The sequence below is a fragment of the Parasalinivibrio latis genome (genome assembly GCF_036825535.1).
Lineage (GTDB): Bacteria > Pseudomonadota > Gammaproteobacteria > Enterobacterales > Vibrionaceae > Parasalinivibrio > Parasalinivibrio latis.
This window is the reverse complement of sequence record NZ_CP098812.1, coordinates 457426-479522: the sequence shown is the minus strand read 5'-3', so window position 1 is coordinate 479522 and position 22097 is coordinate 457426. Positions and strand designations below refer to the sequence as shown.

The 22097-nt window shown below is 51.2% G+C and carries 19 protein-coding genes and 1 tRNA gene; 6 read left to right on the top strand and 14 right to left on the bottom strand.

Translation table 11 applies throughout. The features are described from left to right. Positions 1 to 126: 126 nt before the first annotated feature. Genes NF212_RS02390 through NF212_RS02335 form a run of 12 tightly spaced genes read right to left on the bottom strand, consistent with a single transcriptional unit; the run spans position 127 to position 12131 of the window. Entirely contained in the window at positions 127 to 1794 is a 1668-nt protein-coding gene (locus NF212_RS02390; RefSeq protein WP_434358493.1) for a SpoIIE family protein phosphatase, read from the bottom strand. A 36-nt stretch (positions 1795 to 1830) separates the two neighbouring features. Then, entirely contained in the window at positions 1831 to 2127 is a 297-nt protein-coding gene (locus NF212_RS02385) for an STAS domain-containing protein (protein ID WP_434358491.1), read from the bottom strand. 8 nt (positions 2128 to 2135) lie between these two features. Then, a complete protein-coding gene (locus NF212_RS02380) occupies positions 2136 to 3353 on the bottom strand; it encodes a methyl-accepting chemotaxis protein (protein ID WP_434358489.1) in 1218 nt (405 codons plus the stop codon). Next, positions 3340 to 4398: a protein-glutamate methylesterase/protein-glutamine glutaminase gene (locus tag NF212_RS02375; RefSeq protein WP_434358487.1), complete on the bottom strand. Its 1059-nt coding sequence runs from the start codon at positions 4396 to 4398 to the stop codon at positions 3340 to 3342. Before NF212_RS02375 ends, NF212_RS02380 begins: the two co-directional genes overlap by 14 nt. Beyond that, positions 4395 to 5036, bottom strand: a complete 642-nt coding sequence (locus NF212_RS02370) for a chemotaxis protein CheD (protein WP_434358485.1) — start codon at positions 5034 to 5036, stop codon at positions 4395 to 4397. Before NF212_RS02370 ends, NF212_RS02375 begins: the two co-directional genes overlap by 4 nt. A gap of 24 nt (positions 5037 to 5060) precedes the next feature. Continuing rightward, positions 5061 to 5888, bottom strand: coding sequence for a CheR family methyltransferase (locus tag NF212_RS02365; RefSeq protein WP_434358483.1), 828 nt, complete (start codon positions 5886 to 5888; stop codon positions 5061 to 5063). Positions 5889 to 5908: 20 nt separating this feature from the next. Next, a complete protein-coding gene (gene aer2, locus NF212_RS02360; RefSeq protein ID WP_434358481.1) occupies positions 5909 to 8296 on the bottom strand; it encodes an aerotaxis transducer Aer2 in 2388 nt (795 codons plus the stop codon). A 2-nt stretch (positions 8297 to 8298) separates the two neighbouring features. After that, positions 8299 to 8772 carry a chemotaxis protein CheW gene (locus tag NF212_RS02355; protein ID WP_434358479.1) on the bottom strand — a complete coding sequence of 158 codons (474 nt, stop codon included), beginning with the start codon at positions 8770 to 8772 and terminating at the stop codon, positions 8299 to 8301. Positions 8773 to 8782: 10 nt separating this feature from the next. Continuing rightward, a complete protein-coding gene (locus NF212_RS02350) occupies positions 8783 to 9316 on the bottom strand; it encodes a chemotaxis protein CheW (RefSeq protein ID WP_434358477.1) in 534 nt (177 codons plus the stop codon). Positions 9317 to 9328: 12 nt separating this feature from the next. Then, positions 9329 to 11440: a chemotaxis protein CheA gene (locus tag NF212_RS02345; RefSeq protein ID WP_434358475.1), complete on the bottom strand. Its 2112-nt coding sequence runs from the start codon at positions 11438 to 11440 to the stop codon at positions 9329 to 9331. 24 nt (positions 11441 to 11464) lie between these two features. Then, on the bottom strand, positions 11465 to 11824 hold the full coding sequence (locus tag NF212_RS02340; RefSeq protein WP_054674952.1) for a response regulator: 360 nt from the start codon (positions 11822 to 11824) through the stop codon (positions 11465 to 11467). 13 nt (positions 11825 to 11837) lie between these two features. Next, the gene (locus NF212_RS02335) at positions 11838 to 12131 is read right to left on the bottom strand and encodes an STAS domain-containing protein (RefSeq protein WP_434358472.1); all 294 of its coding nucleotides are present in this window, start codon (positions 12129 to 12131) and stop codon (positions 11838 to 11840) included. 407 nt (positions 12132 to 12538) lie between these two features. On the opposite strand from NF212_RS02335, the gene NF212_RS02330 reads away from it, so the two are divergent. Together NF212_RS02330 and NF212_RS02325 are read left to right on the top strand one after the other, a co-directional pair. After that, positions 12539 to 12614: transfer RNA gene (locus NF212_RS02330), tRNA-Phe, on the top strand. 446 nt (positions 12615 to 13060) lie between these two features. After that, positions 13061 to 14314, top strand: coding sequence for an HD-GYP domain-containing protein (locus NF212_RS02325; protein ID WP_434358470.1), 1254 nt, complete (start codon positions 13061 to 13063; stop codon positions 14312 to 14314). Between the two features lie 37 nt (positions 14315 to 14351). On the opposite strand, the gene mrcB is transcribed toward NF212_RS02325, so the two are convergent. Further along, the gene (gene mrcB / locus NF212_RS02320; RefSeq protein WP_434358468.1) at positions 14352 to 16739 is read right to left on the bottom strand and encodes a penicillin-binding protein 1B; all 2388 of its coding nucleotides are present in this window, start codon (positions 16737 to 16739) and stop codon (positions 14352 to 14354) included. Between the two features lie 42 nt (positions 16740 to 16781). Beyond that, positions 16782 to 19259, bottom strand: a complete 2478-nt coding sequence (gene hrpB, locus NF212_RS02315) for an ATP-dependent helicase HrpB (RefSeq protein WP_434358466.1) — start codon at positions 19257 to 19259, stop codon at positions 16782 to 16784. 54 nt (positions 19260 to 19313) lie between these two features. Here hrpB and thpR point away from each other — a divergent pair, with 54 nt between their 5' ends. From thpR to gluQRS, 4 genes are all read left to right on the top strand, one after another. Continuing rightward, positions 19314 to 19847, top strand: coding sequence for an RNA 2',3'-cyclic phosphodiesterase (gene thpR / locus NF212_RS02310; protein ID WP_434358464.1), 534 nt, complete (start codon positions 19314 to 19316; stop codon positions 19845 to 19847). A gap of 17 nt (positions 19848 to 19864) precedes the next feature. Further along, positions 19865 to 20575, top strand: a complete 711-nt coding sequence (sfsA, locus tag NF212_RS02305; RefSeq protein ID WP_434358462.1) for a DNA/RNA nuclease SfsA — start codon at positions 19865 to 19867, stop codon at positions 20573 to 20575. A 126-nt stretch (positions 20576 to 20701) separates the two neighbouring features. After that, positions 20702 to 21151, top strand: coding sequence for an RNA polymerase-binding protein DksA (gene dksA, locus NF212_RS02300; protein ID WP_054674946.1), 450 nt, complete (start codon positions 20702 to 20704; stop codon positions 21149 to 21151). A gap of 63 nt (positions 21152 to 21214) precedes the next feature. Continuing rightward, positions 21215 to 22096 carry a tRNA glutamyl-Q(34) synthetase GluQRS gene (gene gluQRS, locus NF212_RS02295; protein ID WP_434358460.1) on the top strand — a complete coding sequence of 294 codons (882 nt, stop codon included), beginning with the start codon at positions 21215 to 21217 and terminating at the stop codon, positions 22094 to 22096. Position 22097: the final 1 nt, after the last annotated feature.

The following is a 22097-nucleotide window of genomic DNA, read 5'->3' as shown; positions in this document are numbered from 1 at the left end:
AGGCTCTCCTTGAAAATAAAACGGAGGGCTAACAAGCCCTCCAATCCAGAGAAATGTACAGGATCTTTAACGCATTAACACCCAAACACATCAAAGAAAGTCAACATATCTGTTTCATATGAACAATTAATGGACGAAATTGTATATTGCGATGGCAATCTGGCCATTTTTTTCATAACTCAAAGAGCTACACAATTCTTCGACCAGTACAATTCCTCGCCCGGCCTTATTCGGTTGACCGGTACAGTCAAGGGAGTCGATATCAAACCCCTTCCCGTTATGTTCAATACGCATGGAGAGCGTCTGGTCAATTGGACACATCCGTAGGTCAAGAAGAATATGTTTATCTTCAGGAAGAACCGAGAGACGCTGTTCACGCGCAAGGTAGTAATTCAGGAACCCGTCATCCCCTTCATTTTTTATTGATGACTCCAACTCCAGCAATCCATGCTCAAGCGCATTATTGAGCAATTCAGATAAAACGGTGCTGATAAGATCAAGGTGGCTGCACTCCCCCACTAATCCAAACACCAGGTTACGTACCTCCGCAACCATACTGAGATCCCGCAACATATCACCGTGGAATTGCATACTGATTTGGGTAGGCGCTTTACTCAGCGATGCTGGCGGGTGAAATGCTTCTGCCGGCGGGTTTAATACAGGGCCGATCAGCTCCAACATAGAAATGTCATCTTCCACCAGACCTTCCCGTGCGAAGTCTGAAACCGCATCCAACACCGCATCAAGGGTATTCCCTTTACTGGCCTGCAATACGGCTTCCAGCCTGTCTTCGCCAAACAGCTGCTTTTGTTTGTTGGTTGCCTCAATGATGCCATCGGTACAGAAGAACAGCCTTTGCCCGGGTTCCAGCCTCAGGAAAGTGACATTCGCCTCGAAGTGCGCATCATCCAGTACACCAAATGACATATGCTGCCCAGCAAGGCGCTCAGCAATCTTGCCATTTTCATCTATCAGGTACCCATCGGGCATCCCTCCCCCCCACCAGCTGACGTCACGGCCGTTTGCTGCAATTTCGAGAATACAGCCGGCCATCATCATTCCCGGCGGGAGAAAGCTGGCCTGCGCCCGGTTTATTTCTTTGGCAATTTCACCAATTGGGCAGCCGTTCGCAGCCATGGCATAGAAAGTTTTAGTCGCAGGAATTGTCGATATAGCCGCAGGCAGGCCGTGGCCGGTTGCATCAGCAATCATTGCATAGAGCCCCCCTTGGGGTCGGTCGGCTGTAACAACCACATCCCCATTCAGGATGTTCCCTGGGCAACTGTAGATACTGACGCCCTCTATCTGCCTGGCACATTGCTGCATGATATTGGTAAAGATTGATTCAGCAACTGAGTGCTCGTAGAGGGTTTTATCGTGGAAATGACGCAGTTGGTCCCTCTGCGATTCAATCTGGCTGAACAGCCGGGTGGTCCTGCAGTGTGCCTTCACCTTTGCAAGCAGAATGGTGGCATTCACAGGCTTGGGGATAAAATCATCTCCAAGCTGCATACATATCTCAAACGCCTCCTGATCACTCATCCCGGTAAGGAAAAGTATTGGCAGGTAGTGGTCTGGGTAAAGAGACCTGATTTGCTTTGCTACCTCAAACCCGTCCATCAGCGGCATTCTGACATCAAGGATCACAATGCCCGGTAACTCCTCCATAGAGGCAAGTTTTTCCAGTGCATCTATCCCGTTATTGGCAGTAGAAATTTCCTCAAACTCATCCCTGAGCATCGAAACAATAGCGATTTGAATCGATTTTTGGTCTTCAACAACCAGTGCTTTCATCCGTGCCTCCTTTCCCGGCCTGGTTATCATATTCCGTTACTCAATAAGAAATTTCTTTTCAAAGCGGGCTATTACCAATACCCGCTTAATCTGTGGCATCGCATTAACAATGCGGATGGAACCGTCCGGTTTTTCAAGGTAACTTTGCATATTCAGGAGCATTCCCAGGGCGGCACTGTCGAGATACTCGGTATTCCTTAGATCGATGACAATCTCTTTCCCACTCAAGTCCTGATAGGCCTCCCTGAAGTCCCTCACCACACTGAAATCAAACTGGCCGTCCACATGGATGATGGTGGAGCCACTTTCACGCACTTCTCGGGTTATCGACATAGTTCCTCCTAAAATAACTCTATTTCACCTTCTTCAAGGCTTCCCTGAGTTGCCGGCGGCGGGGCACCGGCCTCTTTCAACAACTCACTGATTCTGGCAGCCAGGAGCGCACTGTCCGGGTGAGTTTTATCCAACTCATCTTGAATGGCATCAGCAAGCCGTTTAAGCAGATCCAGCTCATTCAGCACATGCTGCCCCTGCTGGGAAATGATGTCGGCAAACTGCAACCCTCGGATACTCGCACTGACCGCCCCTCCCAGATCACCACTCATCTCATTAAGCTGCTGCACATCACCTTTCACTTCATTGTTAATTCGCTGCACCCCTTTAAGAAGGCGGGTGATTTCATCTTTGGACTCAATTGCCGTGGTCATATCGATGGAGGCAATTTCACCAACTGTGTTATTGGTAAGCTCTACCGTGTTCCGTGCCGTGGTGATGTTGGTCTGTATTTCAGCATTCAGCTCACTTGCCCGGTTGGCAAGGCGCCGCACCTCCTCAGCAACCACGCCAAAGCCCCGCCCCATTTCACCGGCTCTGGCGGCTTCAATGGCAGCATTCAGTGCAAGAAGGTTGGTCTGGTCAGAAAGGCTGTTCACATCATCGAGCAGTTTGAAAACATCCCCCAGCTTGTCTGACATATCCTGGATACTGTGTACTGAAGCGATGCTCTTTTCACTGACTTTGACCAGAATGCCAATGTAGTGGTCTATGGCATTCTCTGTTGTTGGCAGCACATGGGAGAGGCTGAATTCATTGTTTTCATCATCAGATAACAGGTCGGACACCATATGGTTGGCCAAATCCACCTGGCGGGAGCAGGTTTCCTGCATGCCAAAAAAGGCATGATTAAGTGTTTCAACCGCATCATTCACAATCTGTATTTGCCGGCTCAACTGCTCGCGCATTGGCTCAAGCCCGGTTTCCAGTATTTCACAGAGCTCTTTCACCGCCTGCTGCTCAAGATGAAGCTCTCTGCCCGGCAGTGTGTCAGAAACTGCGACTGAGGATGCTGCCCCCGCGGTCATAATGTCCGGCATCTGCTCCTTGTTTTCTGCCAAAGCTTTCCTCTGGTTTGCCATCCAGAACAGACCAAATGACAACAGCGACCATAAAATTACGCCAGGCGATGGAGAAGTCGCACTGACAGTCAGGGCACCTAGCGCAAATACAGCTAACCCGGTATTACCGGATACAATATGCGTAACTTTATTAATTTTTTTCATACACATACTCCGTCATAAACCCGGCCACATCCTTAAGAGCCAAAACATAACCAGCCGCTTCCCGTTCAACTGCTGCACGGGGCATTCCCCAGACGACAGACGAAGCCTGATCCTGGGCAACGGTCACGGATCCACTTTGGCGCATCTCCAATAGCCCGGCGGCCCCATCCTGCCCCATACCTGTCAGCAGAATACCGAGGGAGCGCTTGCCTGCCACTTTGGCAATGGAAGAAAACATGATGTCTACCGAAGGGCGGTGCTGATTAACGGGTGGGGCATCATGGAGGGAGGCATAGAGCCTGTCGCCACGTTTGGTAACCACCATGTGGCAGTCCCCGGGTGCCACATAAACACAGCCAGGTACTAACGGTGCCTGACCCACATCCAGTTCCTTCACAGTCAGCTTGCTGTTTTTGTCGAGCCTGTCGGCAAATGATTTGCTGAATACAGCTTTAATATGCTGTGTTATCAATATGGGGGGCATCTTCTCGGGGAGTTGCTTGAGGATCGCCCGGATCGCTTCGGTCCCTCCAGTTGATGCGCCAATGGCAATCACATCGCACAAATGTGCATTAAACCGTCCTTTTTCTTTCTCTGGCTCCTGTCGGGTAAAGTTCATTGGCCCGGCAAACACATTCGCTTGTGCGGCTGTTTTAACCTTTTCCACAACCAGCCGACGGTAATTGGTAAGCAGTGCTGCATCCTTCGAACTTTCCGGCTTCGGGACATAGTCGATAGCCCCTATCTCCAGTGCTTTCAGCGTCGCTTCGGCTCCGTGTTGGGTAAGCGATGAAACCATGACCACCGGCATGGGACGAAGTCGCATCAGGTTGCGCAAAAACTGGATACCATCCATCTTGGGCATTTCGATATCCAGCGTGATCACATCCGGGTTTAGCTGTTTGATTTTTTCTCTGGCTTCGTAAGGGTCTATAGCTGTGGCAATAACATCCAGTTCCGGGTCGGATGACAGTATTTCTGTCATCAATGCCCGGTATACAGCGGAGTCATCCACAACGATGACTTTGTATTTTTTTGGCTTCATGAAAACAGCTCCGCATCCATATCGTTATCGCCCAGATCTGCCTCTTTAAGCAGACGCTGCTCGTAACGTCTTTCGACTTCAACCTCTTCGGTCTCTTTCGACAGCTGTTTAACCCAGGCCTTACCGGTTACCGGATCAAACAGTACTTTGCGAGCGCAAGTACTGCCCAAATCAAAGCTCACAAGTTCCATGCCCTCGCGGGCGATGTAGTCCATTACAAACTCAATATTCTTCTCCCCAATGGCAATAATGCTGTCCATGACCTTTGCACCGCCAAACACTTTAATTTTCAGGTTGTTCCTGTTCGCCCCCATACGAATCAGTGCATTAATCAGAATTTCCATCGCATAGTTGCCATAACGGGCAGGGAAGGAAACCAGTTCGTCAGCGTGCCAGTTGACCGCTTCGTTGTGACCGTGAAACGGCAGCATGAAATGGTTCATACCGCCAATCCGAAGGTTGGGATCCCAGATACAGGCAGCAATACATGAGCCCAGCCCTGTGGTTATCAGCTCTGGCTTGTCAGTAACATAAACATCTCCCGGCTGCAGCTTGACCATATCCTTCTTAAACGTCGGATGGTAAAAGCGGTGGAGATTTTCATTCCGTTTTTCATGGGCAGCTAAAATAGACTGCATCTTATGTCGTCTCCGGATCCGGGGTTATGGCTTGATAAAACCGGTGTGACAGACATTGGTAAGCTTGCTGCCTACTGCACCAATGGACTCAGAGTGACCGATAAACAGCGCACCGTTGTGATGAAGATGGTTATAAAACCGCTTCAACAGTGCCTGCTGGGTGTCACGCTGGAAATAAATCATCACGTTGCGGCAAAAAATCACATCAAATTGGGTCTTAAAAGGCCACTCATGCAAAAGGTTCAGTTGCTGGAACCGAATAAAGTGCTGCACGCTGGCTTTTGCTTTAAAAGCACCATCATGAAGCCCTTTCCCCCGTACAAATGCCGCTTTTAGAAATGGTTCAGGGATCCCTTTCACATCGGTTATAGGAAATTGCCCTTTCTTGGCTTTCTCTAATACCTGGGTATCCAGATCAGTCGCTAAAATTGAAATATCCCAGTTACCCTCCAGCATTCCTTCATGTTTCAGCACAGACGCAATGGAGTAAGGCTCTTCTCCGGTTGAACATCCGGCAGACCAGATACGTATGGGCTTGGGGCTGCTCTTCCATGCCGGGATAAGGTGACTTTGGAGAAAACTGAAATGATGGCTTTCCCGGAAAAACTGGGTCCGGTTGGTTGTCAGCGCATTCACACACTTTTCCCGCTCAGACTTTGACTCATCAATCAGTTGGAAGTACTGGCTGAAACTGCTGAGACCAAGCTCACGTATCCGGCGGCAAAGACGACCATAAACCATGGTCATCTTGCCTTCCCCGAGAGAAATACCCGTCTCTCTCAACATCAGTTCCCGGATAAATGCGAAGTCCTGCTTGGAAAAATCAAATTCCCGTTCTACGGCTATATTCATAGAAATCTCCCTATCCGCCGTCAGAACTCCTGCCAGTCATCATTGTCCTGAGGTAAAGGAGTACCGCCACTTACAGCCTTAGCCCGGGGTTTACTTTTCTCACTGAAATCCGTTCTCACCACAGTCGTCGCAGGAGCGGGGACCGTGTTAGACAATGAGGGGGCAGCCAATTGGGCTGGGCTGGAATCAAGGTGGAAGAAACTGACAAGGCTCAGAAGTTCAGTCCCCTCCTCTTTAAGCGACTGGCTGGCCGCTGAAGCCTCTTCAACCAGAGCCGCATTTTGCTGTGTCATTTCATCCATCTTGGACACGGCGCGGGTAATCTCATCGATCCCGATCGCTTGCTCCTGGCTGGCAGTGTCAATGCGGGCAATAAGGTCGGACACACTGTTTACGGCAGAGACAATTTCTTCCAGCATGTCCCCGGATTCATCCACCAGCCGCGAACCTTCAGCCACCTTGGTAACACTGTCTTTGATAAGGTCTTTGATTTCCTTGGCAGCACCGGCACTTCGCTGAGCCAGGTTTCGCACCTCACCGGCAACCACAGCAAAGCCTCGTCCCTGCTCCCCGGCCCTGGCCGCTTCCACTGCTGCATTAAGAGCAAGGAGGTTGGTCTGGAAAGCTATCTCATCAATAACGCCAATGATGTCGGCAATTTTCTTACTGGCATCATTAATTTCAGCCATGGCAGAGACGGTATTTTTCACCACGTTGCCACCACGCTTGGCCTTGTCGGTAGCATTGTCTGCCAGTTGATTGGCTTCCTTGGCACTGGTTGCGTTTTGCTTCACCGTGCCGGACATCTGCTCCATACTTGCCGACGTTTCCTGCAGGCTGGCAGCCTGATCTTCTGTACGCTTGCTGAGGTCATCGTTTCCTTCAGCAATCTCACCGGATGCATTGGCAACTTTCGCTGCCGATACGGTGATTTTTTCAACCATCTGCCGGATATTCATGATTGATGTATTAACCGCTTCAGACAGCCGGGCAAAATCACCATCGTACTCTTCAGGCATGCAGGTATTTAAGTTGCCTTCAGAGACGCGGCTCATCACATCAATACACTGGTTAACCGGATCGACAACAGAATCCAGAAGCTGGTTTATGCCGTCCCCAAGCTGCGCCATAAAACCACTGTAACGTTCAGTGTCAATGCGCTCATCCAGCTTGCCAGATGAAGCATTGGCAATCAGTTTCTCTACCTGTTGCTGCCCATCAAGTTGTTCTGTCACGTCCTCCCACTGGAGAGCTGGGCCGATAAAATTACCCGCAGCATCACGCATTGCAATGCAGGTCAGACTGAAGCTGAGGCTGCCGACCCGAATGTGGGCGGTATATGGCATACGGCTGGGATCGCTGATGATGCCACGCTGATGGGCGGGGTTTTTATGGAAGGAATCGATGTTTTTCCCCACCAGGGTATCGACATCAAATCCGGGAAAGATCCCCCGGAGCTCTGATTCACGGGATTTAAGCAAACGCTGTAATGATGGGTTCAGATACTGGATGATACCGTCCCCGTCTGCCATCATCAGATTGGTCGTCATCCCCTCTACTGCTGAAACCAGTCGGCCAACCTGGGTTTCTGTTGCCCTGATTTCCGTGACATCCCGCCACTCCAGCGTATTGCCAATATAGTTTCCTTTTGCATCCATAATGGCAGATACATTGAGCTCAATCTTGATATCACCAACAGAGATATCCGTTGAATAAGGCAAGTTGCCCGGATCTGCAAGAAGTGCCCGCTGATGCGCAGGGTTCCGGTGGAAGTCATCAATACAGCGGCCCATCAGCCAATCATCCGACGCCGTAAAACTGGGCCAGACTGACCTAAATTCACTCTCGTATTTTTTAAACAGTGTCAGGGTTTCACTGTTCATGTAGGTAATATTGAAATCCCGGTCAATCATCACCATTGCCGTCATTGCTTGCCCTACAGCAGCTTTTAGACGGGCAACTTCATTCTCATTTTTCCGGGCTTCAGTCACGTCGTCCCATTCAAGGGTGTTGCCTATATAGTTCCCATCATCATCCAACAGTGCACCAACATTTAGCTCAAGTGATACACCGTCAATGCTTATGGTCGTTTTGTAGGGCAAATTGGCCGGACTGGACAGTAAGTGGCGTTGGTGGCTTGGATCCTTATGGAACATATCAATACAGGATCCCACCAGGAAGTTTTTATCCGCCCTGAAGCTGGGCCAGTGTTTTTGAAACAGGGCTTCATGTTGTTGAAGCAGTTTCAGGGAGCGAGTGTTGAGATAGGTGATCTTAAAATCACGATCCACCATCATTAATGCTGTCTGGGCATCTTCCAGTGCTCTTAACATTAATGCGTTTTGTTCTGCTTCTTTTTGTAATTTTTCCAACTGATCATTATTTTTGTGAGATTTCCACCAAGCCATATTTATTCCTCGCTAACCGTTGCTCCACTCGCAGCCATTGTCAACGCCGTGAAATCAAAAAGCTGTTCAAGGCGAATCAAAACCACATGTTTTCCAGACACTTCCGTGATACCTTCGATATACCTTCGGTCAAATTTCACTACTTCCGGAGGAGGTTTAATCTGTCCGGCCTCCATCTCATAAACTTCAGACACCGCATCCACAATGATCCCCAGAGACTGGCCATCGGGATTACGGACGATAATCAACACTGTTGTCGGGCCAATCTCAGCCGCCGTCATGGAAAAACAACGCCGCAGATCCACGACCGGCACGTACTCGCCACGAAGATCAAGCACACCAAGAAGGTAATCCGGGCTCTCTGGCAGTTGCCTCACATCTGTCCATCCCCGTACTTCCCTGACGGCAAGGATATCGATTCCATATTCCTCGCCATCCAGGGTAAATCCGAGGTACTCACTGCAGTTCCCCAACATCGTGCGCTCCTCATTTACTCTGGTAGACCAGACTCAGCCCTGCTCCCTGGCCAGCCAGCATGGTTTCTACCATCAGTAGACTGTCAACGTTAAACACCGACAGCACATGCTCATTCAGTGTCAAAAGCCCGGAGATAAACGGAGTTACCTGTGAATCTCCCAATGCAGGCATCAGCGTCTGGCCTGCATCGTTCACTACATCGGACACCGCGTCCGCAACTATCCCCATTGTTCGGTTCCCTGCCTCTTCACCCGCACGCAGAATCAGAACCACTGTTGTTGGAAGGTACTCAGCCTCCCCCAGCTCAAACCGGGAACGTAAATCCATAATGGGGACGATCATGCCGCGCAGGTTGATAACACCGCACAGGTAATGGGGGGACTTAGGTATGGGCGTCGGATTTTCCCACACCCTGATTTCTTCAACCTTTTTGATATCCACTGCATAGAGTTCATCACCAAGGCAAAAGCTGAGAAAGTCATTCCCCACAATGGTGATGTCATTTACCTGCGCGTTTTCCATAAGGCTGTCAATGCTTTCCATACCCTGTTCCCCCTAAGCTGCTTTGGTAGACTTGCCGTCAGCAATCCGGGAAAGGAAGCTGGAAATCATTCCCTGGACATCCAGAATCAGTGACACTGAACCGTCACCCAAAATGGTCGCTCCGGAAAACCCTGGGACCCGGGTGTAGTTTGTATCAAGGCTTTTAATCACCACCTGTTGCTGCCCGAGGAGATCATCAAGTAAAAGGCCAACCTGGTTTCCCCCAGCCTCAACAACACAAAGCAGCTTGTCATCCAGGCTGGTGCTCTTTCCAAGATCAAGTTCATCCTGGAGCCGGAGTATCGGGATGTTGTTCTCGCGAAGCCGGTACAGTTCGATCCCGCCAGAGACCACCTTGACCCGGGAAGCATCGATTTGGATGGACTCCACAATGGAGACCAATGGCACCACGAAAATCTGGTCGCAAAGGCGGACCAGCTGTCCGTCAAGAATTGCGAGGGTAAGAGGGAGGCTAATTCTGAACAGGCTGCCGACATCAATTTCCGATTCAACCTCAATGCTGCCACCGAGATCTTCAATATTTCTGCGTACTACATCCATTCCAACGCCGCGGCCTGAGATATCTGATACTTCGACAGCGGTTGAAAACCCTGGGGCAAAAATAATGTTGAAGACTTGATGATCAGGCCATTCATCGATAAGTGCATCTTCCGGGACAATCCCTTTCTGTTGAGCTTTGGCCCAGAGTTTTTCTTTACTGAGACCTGCACCGTCATCCCGCACTTCAATAATGATTGACCCGCTTTGGTGGTAAGCGTTGAGGGAAACGGTACCGTACTCAGCTTTCTCTTTACCCAATCGCTCACGGGGCTGTTCTATACCGTGGTCAACGGCGTTGCGAACCAGGTGGACAAGAGGGTCAGTAATGCGTTCAAGCACGGTTTTGTCGAGTTCGGTATGCTCCCCGGAAATATTCAGTTCAACCTGTTTCCCCAGTTGCCCTGACAAATCCCGGATAAGACGTGGGAAGCGGTTAAAGGCGAAGCTGATCGGCAGCATGCGAATGTTAAGTACACTCTCTTGCAATTCCTTGGTGTTTTGCAGGAGTTGATCCAGGCCGGATTTCAGGCCAGCCAGTTTGTCTGGCGTAAAATCCTGGCTCAGTTCAGTCAGCATCGACTGGGTTATCACCAGCTCCCCAACAAGGTTGATTAGATTATCAATTTTGTCGATATCAACCCGGATAGATGACACACCCGTTTCCGGTTTGCTGGCCTTTTTTTTCGCTGGTGCGGTTGGTTTAGGATCGGCTGGTTTAAGTTCAGCGGGTTGCGCCTGTTCTTGGTGTTCAACCTTTAGCGCAGGTTCCTCCGGCAAAGGCTCTGCTTTTTCCTCTGCGGGTATTTTTTCAGGCTCCCTCTGTAAAGAAGTATCCCTGGTAATTGAAAGATCACATTCATCCTCCACCCACTCAAATACTTCCTCTATGTCAATACGCTCAACAAAACCACCTAACTGGATTTCCCAGTAGAGGTAGCAAAGCTCAGGCTCCATTGCGGTCATGTCTGGCAGGGATTCAAAATGGCAGGTGATCCCCATGTCTTCATCCAGCTCGACTAATTCCCGAATAAGCCGCAGCGGATCATTGCCACTGAAGAAAATATCTTTCAGCGGCTTGAAGTGGATAATCCAGTTGCTGTCATCATCACTTTCTTCACCTGCCGTGCCACCACTCTCCTCCGGTTCAGCAGACATGGCTTCTGAAGCACCAGAATCACCATTGAGAAGAGACTGTAACGCGACTTCTATCCTGTCACGCTCAGTGGGGTCAAAAGTCTCTCCGGATTCATGGCATACCAGCATGTCAGTAATACAGTCACTGCCTTTCAACAGCAGGTCTACCGATCCAGCATCCAACTGACGCTTGCCATCCCTGACTTCATCCAGCAGCGTTTCCATGACATGGGTGAAATCCGCGATGTCACCCAGTTCAAAGGTAGCGCTGCCCCCCTTAATAGAGTGTGCAGCCCTGAAGATCGTGTTGATGGTTTCAGGATCAGCGGTTTCTGTATCGAGGCCCAACAGCTCACGCTCGAGAACTTCCAGGTTTTCTCTGCATTCCTGATAAAAAATTGCGCGCAGTTGCGCCATGTCCAATGACATCGCAGCCCCCCGGTCAGATTTTCCTTACAGTACGCGCTGCAGTGTTTTGAGCAGCGTATCGGGGTTAAACGGCTTAACAATCCATCCGGTAGCACCGGCCGCCTTACCCTGTGACTTTTTCTCTGACGAGGTTTCCGTCGTCAGCATAAGGATGGGTGTGAATTTATACTGTGGAACCGTCCGTAGCTGACGGACAAACTCCAAACCATCCATAACCGGCATGTTTACGTCTGAAATAATGACGTCGAATTTACCGGTCTTGGCTTTATTCAACGCCTCTGCACCATCATTGGCAGTCTCTACCATATATCCCGCTTCTTTTAGGGTGTGGCTTACCATCTGACGAATAGAAACAGAATCGTCCGCTGCGAGAATTTTGTGCATTGTGCCTCCTGCGTTATAAACCCGGGCTACTGCCTTCTAAGTTCAGACAGTTTTCAAGCCCTAACACTTTTGCTGCATCTTTGAGTTCAGGTGAAACCCGCTCCCAGCGCCAAGTGATAGAATTTTTATTAAAACCAAGTAGTGCCGACGCTAAAAGTTGTATTCCGGCACAATCGACCCGTTGCACGTCACCACCATCAAGGACGAGCGCTTCCCCCTCTTGGAGCGAACCAACGACCGATACCAGCCTCTCCCTCAGATCAAGAACATGGGTAATGTCTGCGACACTACCTATACAAAATTCCATGGCATTTCCTTAAATAGGTCAGGATGCATAGATTTTCCTGCTTGCTCTAAGTGTAGCAACACTGGGAAAATAGAATTGTTAGTTAGAAATATGTATCAACATCATTAAGTGAAACGTCAATTAATACACGTTATCACAAAAAGACCATTACAGAATTAATGACGTTTTTTCATACAGATAGCGACGAGATCACTCTTAGTAAGGAAAAATCTATATTCGTGACACCTGTCACAAATGAAATATCGCCTCACTGAGTCATTTCATTTCATATACAGTTTTTTAGACGTTTGATGGAGCAACAGATCAGAGGGGAGATCTGGACACAGAAGAATAAAACAGCGTTTGGATGGTAAAAACGGTATAAGCGTTTGACACCTTGTAGAGATAGAGATAAAGTCCATGCCGCTGCCTCGATAGCTCAGTCGGTAGAGCAGGGGATTGAAAATCCCCGTGTCGGTGGTTCGATTCCGCCTCGAGGCACCATTATTTGGTGTTAAAGCCCTGAACGAAAGTTCGGGGCTTTTTCGTATCTGGCTTCCGGCGATATTCCACCAAGTCTGTTGAACATCTCCGTCCGGTGGCCTGGCCGGCCCCGTTATTCCGCCTCGAGGCATCATTATTTGGTGTCAAAGCCCTGAGCGAGAGTCCGGAGCTTTTTCGTATCTGGCAATGACACATGAATGTTATCTATCCTTGGCACCCTATCGCTTTGTGACCTCTTCGATAAAACACACCCCCCACGAACATATGCAGTTGATTCCATGAGATAATCAGCGTTTACACTATACCGCCACACAACAAGTGGCACGCTCATAATGTGACTCAAGCAACGTATTCACCCACAAAGACAAGAAAATTCACCAAAGACATTTACGACTATAAATCAATCCCTTAAATAGTAAGGGTCGCACCAATAACAGGTCAGAGAAATGCGCTCCATTAAGTTGTCGGTACAACGGCTAGGGATAGGGTTACATATCAAATTGCCATTAAAATGGCGGGAACACCCTTTTGTATTCGGCCGGTTTACCATTGAATCGAAAGAGCAGTTACAAATCATCCGTTCCTTGCCCTTGCAGTATGTGCTGTACTATCCGGACAAAAGCAGTGCCGAGCCATTGAGCATGCAGGATGCCCTGTCTGCCGATAACAAAGTCGATCAGGAAGCAGTAGCAAAGCTCCAGGAAAAAATGAAGTTGGAGAAGGATCAGCGTATTGATCAACTGCACACCATCCGCAGACGTATCCGCCATTGTGAGAAACAGTACAGCCAATCTTTGTCCCAGCTACGCTCTGCATTCACAAAAGCTAAAAACCGCCCTGAAGCTGCGGAGGATGAAATAGAAGTGCTGGTGGACAGCATGCTTTCTCTTGCAGACAGTGAGTCACTCACTCTTCATTTAATGGACAGCCCGGTCTATGACCAAGACCACTATTTCCATATCCTCAATGTCACTGTCTTGTCGCTGCTACTGGCGAAAGCGCGGGGGTATGAGGATGACAAACTAAGGAAACTGGTATTGGGGGCAAGCCTGCACGACATCGGGAAAATACGGATTCCTCAGGCAATCAGGTCTAAAAACGCCCCTCTTTCGAAACCGGAAGAAAATTACCTTAGGCAGCATACAACCTACGGGGTAAAACTGGTTGAGAACTTCAGGAACTGTTGCCCGGAGATTCTCGACATTGTCGAAAACCACCATGAATTTACAGATGGCAGCGGCTACCCCAAGGGGGTTCAGGGGAGTGACGTCAGTGAAATATCGCAAATCGTCGCAATGGCGAACCTCTATGATGACTTATGCCATTCGAGGTTTGGTTCCAGTGCCCGAACACCTTATGCAGCAGTCTCGCACATGTTCCGCGCCCTGAAATCAAAGTTCAACCCGGACTTACTGGCTCTGTTTGTGAAACTGGTTGGCATCTACCCACCGGGTACCGTTGTGCAACTTTCTGACGATACGTTTGGCATGGTGCTTTCAAATAACGGCCAGCACCTTCTAAAACCTAACGTGATGATTTACGACAACTCGGTACCGAGGGAACAGGCACCGATTATCGAACTGAAAGACAGCAAACTTGAAATCACCAAGGTGCTGCGGCCACAGTCACTGCCCCAGGCTATTTTTGACTACCTTAACCCCCGGACCAGCTTCAGTTATTTCTTCGACGCAGATAAATAAAATGAACCCCGGCGATTCCGGGGTTCATTTCATTCACTTACCAACTGAACAGGTCTTTTACCCACCCAACTGGTGAAACCGATTTACAGGCATCTGCCTGCTTACCGCTTTTATCCCAAACCGGGAAGGTAACTTTGCTGCCACAGTCCAGGGCATATTCACCATTTCGCAATACAAAAGGCAAGGTTGTTACCTGTTTGGGCCAGGTCAGCTGCAGAGGCTCTGGCTGGCGCTTTTGCATGTAGGAGGCATACACCCTCAACGCGCCGCTGGCCCCGGTCAGGCCGGTTGGTTTGTTGTCATCCTTACCCAGCCACACAGTCACCACCTCTCGGCCATCTATGCCAACAAACCAACTGTCACGGTTGTTGTCCGTTGTACCAGTCTTGCCGGCTATACCTGCCCAGCCAAATGACGGGTTAAGGTAGCGTGCAGTCCCCTCTTTGACTGCCTTTTTCATCGCATACACGGTAAGCCAGGCAGCCTGCTGGGAAACGACTTCCCGTGATTTCGGCCAGTTGCGGTAAAGCACCTCCCCATCCTGGCTCACCACAGAACGAAGTGCAGTGAGCGGCGCTTCCCGCCCACCACTGCCAATGGACTGGTACATCTGGGTCACCTGGTACGGTGTCAGTGTATATGCCCCCAGAAGGATGGATGGAAGACGGGGCACCTCGCCTTTCGGGACACCAAGTTTGGTCATAATACTGATGACTTTATCCAGGCCGACAGCCATGCCCAGGTTTACTGTCGGGACATTCAGTGATTTGGCCAGTGCATCCATCAGCGGCACTTCACCACGGTAGTTACGGTCATAGTTGCGTGGTGTCCAGACACTTCCCTGACTTCCTTTGAGAGTAATAGGTTTGTCCGGCAACGGAGTGACCAGACTGAACTTGTCCGGCTCACTGAGCGCAGCCAGGTAGACAGGCGGCTTGGCAAGAGATCCAACCTGACGGCTGCCATACAGCGCCCGGTTAAACCCGGCGTATCCCGGCCGGGTACCGCCGACCATCGCCCGGATTTCGCCGCTCTGTCGATCCGCAATCACTACCGCAGCCTCAAGCCCTTTTCCTGCTCGCTTGGAAAGTGCGGGCACTTTCTCGATCACCGCCTCTTCTGCCAGTTTTTGGGAGAGTGGGTCCAGGGTAGAGAAGACGCGCAGACCGGAGTCCGGGTTGAAGTGATCCCCTACCCGCTCCTTAATTTCCGTTCTGAGCAGGTCAAAATACGCAGGCTGACGTGTCGACAGTGACGGTTTTTTCTTGATACCAAGCGGGCGGGAAGCAGCCGTGTTGTATTGCTCGCCGGTCAGAAGGTTGGCTTCAAGCATAAGCTTGAGCACCAGATCCCGGCGTTCCAGGGCGCGTTCAGGAAAACGCCACGGGTTGTAATAAGACGGGCCTTTGACCATCCCCACCAGCAATGCCAACTGATCCACGGTCAGTTCCTGTATCGGACGGCCGAAATAAAGCCGGGCTGCCAGCGGGAAGCCATGTACCGCCTGCCCCTGGTTTTGACCAACGTACACTTCGTTCAGGTACGCTTCCAGAATACGGTCTTTGCTGTAGCGGTAGTCAATGATCAGCGCAATGTAGGCTTCGCGGATTTTCCGCCACAGGGTTTTATCACGGGTCAGGAAGAGGTTCTTTGCAAGCTGCTGGGTCAGGGTTGAGCCGCCCTGCACCGTCCGGCCAGCGCGCAGGTTGGCAACCGCAGCACGGGCAATGGCGGTGAGTGACACGCCTTCATGCTGGTAAAAGTCACGGTCTTCGGTTGTCAGGAGGGCTTCCACCAGCAATTCAGGGAATCGCTCTCTTGGCAAAAACAGCCGCTGCTCTTCACCGCCGGATTCCAGCATACCGAGCAGCTTGGGCTCAATGCGCAGGAAACCGAGTTGCTTGCCGGAGTCTTCCATTTTCAGCCCGGTAACACCGTGGGAGTCAAAACTCACCATCACGTGGCGTGCAGGCTCTGACCCATCTTCAAACTCAAACGGGCGACGGATAAGTTCAATCCGGGTGCTGGATGCAGAAAACTCGCCAGGGTGAGCCGGGTGACGCACTTTTTTATAATTGAGGAGGTCGAGTTCTTTGCGCAGTTCTTTGATGGTAACCGGTTCACCGTTTGCCAGGTACATTACCCGGCCGTATACCACCGCCGGCAGTTCCCAGAGCTGGCCGTCAAAGCGCGAGCGCACCTGGCTGTCCAGGTAAATCCCGGTAACGATAATAACTGCCAGCCCAACCAGGCTGAGCTTTGCCCCCAGGACAGCCAGCTTTTTCAGCCAGCCTTTCTTGCCACCGGATGCCGGTTGCTTGCTTTTGCGTGCTGCCGTTTTTCTTCCTTTGCCTGATGCGGCTTTTGGGGTCGACTTTCGGCGCGTTTTCCCGGTAGGCTTTTTGTCGTCCTGGCTACTGCTCATGCTCTGTTTTCTTTCAGCCTCTCTGATTAAATTGGTCATCATTTACCCCTGGAGCTGACGCTTGGTTTTCCGCGTCGGTTCATGGGTGGCAGGATTATCCGGCCAGACATGTTTGGGGTATCGTCCTTTCATCTCTTTTTGTACTTCCCGGTAGGCTCCTTGCCAGAAGCTCGCCAGATCCCGGGTGATCTGTAAAGGCCGTTGTGCAGGGGAAAGCAGCTCAATCACCAACGTCACCCGGCCCATTGCGATAACCGGGGATGCCTGCTGGCCATACATTTCCTGCATCCGCACAGCGAGGACAGGATCTTCGCCCTCTTTATACCGGATGGTATAGCTGCTTCCTGTTGGCACTTCGAAACGTGCAGGCACCTTACTGTTCAGGGTTTTGACTTTGTCCCAGCCCAGGTAGGCTTCCAGTGCACCTTTCAGATCCAGCTTTTTCAAGTCACTCAGCTTACGCATGCCGGCCATAAAAGGAACCAGCCAGTTATCCAACTCCGCCAGAAGCGTCTCATTATCCAGAGCAGGCAGTGCCAGCTCCGGCAGCCACTCTCGTCCACAGCGGGCACGGACAAGCAGACCCTCGCTGTTTTCATCCCACGGCAGGCTGGGCAGCCCCTTACGGCGTACCGCATTTGCCAGGGCTTCACCGATTCTTGCCGGGTCAGGCTCCGGCAATGCCTTGCGACTGACTACCAGAGCACCAATCCGTTTTTGCTGCTCGGCAACCAGACGGCCTTTGCCGTCATCCCAGTCAACCCGATCCTCTGTCTCGAACAATCCAGGAAGGTGGCTTTCCAACTCATCCATATCAGCCGCCACAGCAGCAAAAATACGACTGTCACCCTGCCGGGTCGTGGTCAGCTCTGCCACAACCAGTGTATTTTCAGATGACAGCGGTTCATCCGGATCCAGTGACGCGCCGTGGCCATTCGCCAGCAGGTACCGCCCTTCATTTCCCCTGCTTATGGCAATTCTGTCCGGGAATGCAGCAGCAAGTAACGGTGCCAACCAGATCGGGGACAGTTCATCCCCCAATGAGATACCCAACTGTTTTGCAAACAGTCCTGCCCGCTTATTTGCCATTCCCCCTCGGCGCTGCATCTCTGCTATTTGCAAACGGATATCTGCACTGTTCCTACCCCGGGGGGGTTCTTCCATCCATGCAGCCAGCCAGGCGGCAGTTTCTTTCACTGAGCGGCCTTTTGCCTGGCAGCCCCAACGTTCGGCATGGCAGAGCATGGCACCAATTCGCGGATCGGCTGAATACCGGGTAGCAACCCGGCCAAATTCTGAAAGTACCGGTTTGTCTTTTCCGGGTTCTAAAATCCCAAGCTGAATCAGCAGTGTAGTGGCCTGCTGTAAATGCCCGGTAGGAGGAAGGTCAATCCATTGTAAATCTGCGGCGCGGCACCCCCACTGAGCAAGCTCCAAAACTAGCGAGGACAGATCGCTGTTGAGGATCGCGGGTTCCGGCTCGCCCCTCAGCCGCTGGAATTCCTCTTCACTGTAAAAACGCTGGCAAGTCCCTGCCTCTATACGCCCGGCACGGCCTGCCCGTTGGATGGCTGAAGATTTGGCAATTCGCCGGGTCTCCAGTTTTGTCACCCCGCTTTTGGGGTTAAAGACAGCAACCCGCTCCATCCCGCTGTCCACGACCATGCGGACACCTTCGATTGTCAGGCTGGTTTCAGCGATATTGGTGGTGAGTACCAGCTTTCTCAATCCGGTGGGAGCAGGAGCAATAGCGGCCTGTTGCTCTTTGGGAGACAGTTGCCCATAGAGCTGGCAAAGGAGTATATCATCCGGAAGTGTGCCCTCCAGCGCATCAGCCAACCGGCGGATTTCACCAGTCCCAGGAAGGAATACCAGTGCAGAGCCGGGCTCTTCCGCCATCAACTTGCGAATGGCCCGGGCATATTCATTTTCCCACCCGTACTGCCAGGCAATGCTCTGGTGGCGGTAACTGATGGGATATTGCCGCCCTTCAGAAATGATCACCGCCGCCTCCGGCAACCAGCCAGACAGGGCTGCGTTATCAAGGGTTGCTGACATAATGAGGATTTTCAGATCATCCCGCAGGCCAGCCTGGACATCCAAGGCAAAAGCCAGGGCAGTATCTGCGTGGAGGCTGCGCTCATGGTATTCATCGAAAATCAGCAGGCTGACCCCCTCCAGCTCCGGGTCAGACTGGATCATCCGGGTAAGAATCCCTTCAGTCACTATTTCCAGCCGGGTTTCAGTGGAAACTTTATTTTCCCCGCGTACCCGGTACCCCACTTGCTTCCCAACCGGTTCGCCAAGCTGAGAGGCAAGGTAAGCCGCTATATTGCGTGCCGCCAGTCGACGGGGCTCCAGCATCACTATCTTCCCCTCCAGCTTTCCCTCCTTTAACAGGAAAAGCGGCAACCGGGTCGATTTACCCGCACCGGGAGGTGCCTGCAATATAATTTGGGAAGCATCAGAAAGCCGGTCTTGGAGCGTATGGATCACCGCATCAATGGGCAGCTGTGACAATGTCGGTTACCTTGTGTCATCATGTACGTTTCCCCGCATTGTACAGGAAAGACAATGACAAATGAGCGCCTCTTCTTCGCCCTTGGGGCATCGGAAGCAGAAGGGTGCACTGGTGATTCCGAAGCGCTGCTGGTGCTGAAAAATGGCTGTCGGTCATTTGGAAAACCCGTCCCGGATAACAACCTGCACCTGACACTTGCCTTCCTGGGGAATGTATCCGGCATCCAGAAAAGCGCCCTCGTGACAGAAGTAGGGAAAATGCGTTTCAAGCAGTTTTCTGTTTCTGCAGAAAAAGTTGCCCTTTGGACACGAAGCGGCATTTTGCGGCTGGATACCTCTTTGCCGGATACGCTGGGTTCGCTCTCTGCCAGCCTGCACAGTTTGGCGGTTAAGTGTGGAATAGCTGTAGAGACACGCCAATACCACCCCCACTTTACCCTTTGCCGGAAGGCACATGATGGCAACTGGCCCCAGCCGGAAATGCCGCTGCGATTTACCTTCAGTGAGTTTGGCCTCTACCGTTCACAACCGTCAAAGGACGGCAAGGGTGTCATTTATACCCGGCTGCATCACTGGCCTCTTTATTAACACGGAGTTTTATTCCCATGCTTTTCACCCCGGACCTGCAACCCGGCACCCTGATTAAACGCTACAAACGCTTTCTGGCCGATATCACCTTACCTTGCGGCAAGGAGCTAACGCTGCATTGTGCCAACACCGGGGCCATGACCGGCTGTGCGGAACCGGGGAACACGGTTTGGTATTCCACGTCTGACAACGCCAAACGTAAGTACCCTAACAGCTGGGAGATCTCAGAAACGCCACAGGGACACCGTATTTGCGTCAACACAGCCCGTGCCAACGGGTTGGTCGCTGAGGCTATCAACGCTGGCGTTATCACAGAATTAACAGGTTATGAAACACTGAAAACGGAAGTACGGTATGGTAATGAAAACAGCCGAATTGATATTTTGCTGGAAAACAACACCCTGCCTCCTTGCTATATCGAAGTAAAAAGTGTCACTTTGCTCGGGCAGAATGGTCAGGGCTATTTTCCGGATGCGGTGACCACGCGGGGACAGAAGCACCTGCGTGAGCTGGCCCATATGGTAGAAAACGGTCACCGCGCGGTGCTGTTTTTTGCGGTACTTCACACAGGTGTTAACAAAGTAGCTGCTGCCCGTCACATTGATTTGGCATATGGAAAACTGCTTGATGAGGCCATTGCATCCGGTGTGGAAGTGCTATGCTATCAAGCAGATATATCACCTAAAGAGATGCGCCTGACAGCCCGCATCCCCTTTAGTGAAAGCTGAAATTGCTGATGTCTTCACATTGACGTTTTAACAATGCTAATCAATGATTGCTAGACAGGGGCCTTTCTGCTATAGATACCGCCCTCTTTTGACCGCAGTGGTCAAGGTGTGTTTAGGAGAAGCTGAATGCCAGAGAGCAAAGTAAAGAAATCACTGGGAATCCTTGCAACCGCCGGTCTGGAACCATACCAGGAAAAGCCAGGTGAGGAATACATGAACGAGCAGCAGCTCGATCATTTCCGCAAGATCCTTCAGGCTTGGCGCAATCAGCTCAGGGAAGAAGTTGGTCGCACCGTTACCCACATGCAGGACGAAGCGGCAAACTTCCCGGATCCGGTGGACCGTGCTGCCCAGGAAGAAGAATTCAGCCTGGAGCTGCGCAACCGTGACCGCGAGCGCAAGCTGATCAAGAAAATTGAGAAAACCCTGCAGCGCATCGAAGACGACGATTTCGGCTTCTGCGACTCTTGTGGCGTAGAAATTGGTGTACGTCGCCTGGAAGCGCGCCCAACCGCTGAACTCTGCATCGACTGCAAGACGCTGGCAGAGCTCAAAGAAAAGCAAATGGCGGGTTAATATAGAAGAAGGGAGCAATTGTGCTCCCTCTTTTATTAGGCTGATAACATTCCCATGAACAACATGACGTCGAAGCCGTACGTCGGGCGTTTTGCACCCTCGCCATCCGGTCCCCTTCATTTTGGCTCCCTGATTGCCGCACTGGGCAGTTACCTGCAAGCAAAATCACAACAAGGCTCCTGGTTAGTCCGTATTGAAGATATCGATCCCCCCCGTGAAATACCGGGTGCTGCCGATGCTATTCTGCGCACATTGGACAGCCATGGACTGCATTGGGACGGAGAGCTCGTCTATCAAAGTGACCGGCTGGAAACCTACCAGGCACAAATTGATCGCTGGATTGAGAGCGGTGATGCCTACTACTGCCAGTGCACCCGTAAGCAGATAAAAGAGAGCGGCGGTTTCTATGCCGGGACGTGCCGTGATCTGTCACTGAGTCCAGACGGAACTGCTGTCCGGCTTAAAGTGGACAAGCCGGTACTGGAATTTCAAGACATTCTGCACGGCAGCACACCGATACCAGAGCAATTGGCTTGGGAAGATTTCATTATCCGCCGCCGTGACGGCCTTTTTGCCTATAACCTTGCGGTAGTTTTGGACGATATTGAAGCTGGAATTACTGAGGTTGTCCGTGGAGCAGATCTGATTGAGCCTACCGGCCGGCAGGTTTTCCTCTACCACAAACTGGGTGCAACACCGGTAAGTTACCTTCACCTTCCTTTGGCCACTGGTGAAGATGGTGGAAAGCTATCAAAACAAAACCACGCACCCGCTATTGATAACCGACTGGCGGGGCATAATTTATGTCATGCTATGCGCTTTCTGGGGCTCAATCCTTATGCCGGATTGGCGCATGCATCTCCAACAGAAATCCTGGCGTGGGGCACGGAAAACTGGTCCCTTTCGACGATACCGAAAAATACGAGTATCATTGCCCCATTCTAAA

Bases quoted from the DNA above. Each gene is read 5' to 3' on its own strand.
- NF212_RS02325 (WP_434358470.1), top strand. From the start codon at position 13,061: ATGCGCTCCATTAAGTTGTCGGTACAACGGCTAGGGATAGGGTTACAT.
- sfsA (WP_434358462.1), top strand. From the start codon at position 19,865: ATGCTTTTCACCCCGGACCTGCAACCCGGCACCCTGATTAAACGCTAC.
- NF212_RS02370 (WP_434358485.1), bottom strand. From the start codon at position 5,036: ATGCAGTCTATTTTAGCTGCCCATGAAAAACGGAATGAAAATCTCCAC.
- NF212_RS02335 (WP_434358472.1), bottom strand. From the start codon at position 12,131: ATGGAATTTTGTATAGGTAGTGTCGCAGACATTACCCATGTTCTTGAT.
- NF212_RS02385 (WP_434358491.1), bottom strand. From the start codon at position 2,127: ATGTCGATAACCCGAGAAGTGCGTGAAAGTGGCTCCACCATCATCCAT.
- NF212_RS02350 (WP_434358477.1), bottom strand. From the start codon at position 9,316: ATGGAAAGCATTGACAGCCTTATGGAAAACGCGCAGGTAAATGACATC.
- thpR (WP_434358464.1), top strand. From the start codon at position 19,314: ATGACAAATGAGCGCCTCTTCTTCGCCCTTGGGGCATCGGAAGCAGAA.
- NF212_RS02380 (WP_434358489.1), bottom strand. From the start codon at position 3,353: ATGAAAAAAATTAATAAAGTTACGCATATTGTATCCGGTAATACCGGG.
- mrcB (WP_434358468.1), bottom strand. From the start codon at position 16,739: ATGAGCAGTAGCCAGGACGACAAAAAGCCTACCGGGAAAACGCGCCGA.
- NF212_RS02375 (WP_434358487.1), bottom strand. From the start codon at position 4,398: ATGAAGCCAAAAAAATACAAAGTCATCGTTGTGGATGACTCCGCTGTA.
- aer2 (WP_434358481.1), bottom strand. From the start codon at position 8,296: ATGGCTTGGTGGAAATCTCACAAAAATAATGATCAGTTGGAAAAATTA.
- NF212_RS02365 (WP_434358483.1), bottom strand. From the start codon at position 5,888: ATGAATATAGCCGTAGAACGGGAATTTGATTTTTCCAAGCAGGACTTC.
- NF212_RS02345 (WP_434358475.1), bottom strand. From the start codon at position 11,440: ATGTCATTGGACATGGCGCAACTGCGCGCAATTTTTTATCAGGAATGC.
- dksA (WP_054674946.1), top strand. From the start codon at position 20,702: ATGCCAGAGAGCAAAGTAAAGAAATCACTGGGAATCCTTGCAACCGCC.
- NF212_RS02390 (WP_434358493.1), bottom strand. From the start codon at position 1,794: ATGAAAGCACTGGTTGTTGAAGACCAAAAATCGATTCAAATCGCTATT.
- NF212_RS02355 (WP_434358479.1), bottom strand. From the start codon at position 8,772: ATGTTGGGGAACTGCAGTGAGTACCTCGGATTTACCCTGGATGGCGAG.
- gluQRS (WP_434358460.1), top strand. From the start codon at position 21,215: ATGACGTCGAAGCCGTACGTCGGGCGTTTTGCACCCTCGCCATCCGGT.
- NF212_RS02340 (WP_054674952.1), bottom strand. From the start codon at position 11,824: ATGCACAAAATTCTCGCAGCGGACGATTCTGTTTCTATTCGTCAGATG.